This window comes from Dolichospermum circinale AWQC131C, from assembly GCF_000426905.1.
Taxonomy (GTDB): domain Bacteria; phylum Cyanobacteriota; class Cyanobacteriia; order Cyanobacteriales; family Nostocaceae; genus Dolichospermum; species Dolichospermum circinale.
The window spans coordinates 1-615 of record NZ_APIY01000467.1; the positions used below are offsets into that span (position 1 = coordinate 1).

The window sequence follows — 615 nt, forward strand, 5'->3', positions numbered from 1 at the left end:
ATTCAGCAAATCACTCAGAATTTATCAGGACTGACAAACATTGATAGCGTTCAGATTATTTCTCAGGGGGCAGAAGGCAGTTTGTCACTTGGTTCAATCGTCCTCAACTCCGCAAACCTCAGCAATTACACATCACAATTGCAGCAGTGGGGTCAATCTCTCACCGTCACAGGAGATATTCTGTTGTATGGTTCCAATGTTGCTCAGGGTTCAGCCGGTAAAACTTTTGTCCAGCAAATTAGTCAGTTGACGGGGGCAGATGTAGCTGCATCTGATGACTTGACTGGTAATACTGCATCCGGTGGAGACTGGGTATTAGAATACACTACTGGATTGATTGAAGCATCTCCAGCGCTAGAAATTGCACCAATCATCTCAAACGGAAATAGTCAAGATACCGGAAAATATGCAACTAAGCAACCAGCTTATGCCAGTAATAAACTGATTGTTAAATTCAAGGACGGAATCAATACCACCCAAGCCAATGAGATTAAAAACAGCCTGGGAGTAGTCAAGACAGATATCATTAAGCTGACTGGAGCGGAAATATGGACATTATCTGGAAAAACTTCTGTAGAAACTGCCCTAGCTACATATAGAAATAGTCCCACATTC

The 615-nt window shown here is 42.4% G+C and carries 1 protein-coding gene; it reads left to right on the forward strand.

The features are described 5' to 3' along the window. Positions 1 to 615, forward strand: a 615-nt coding sequence (locus ACIR131C_RS21495) for a DUF4347 domain-containing protein (RefSeq protein WP_035371322.1), incomplete at both ends; no start/stop codon positions are given.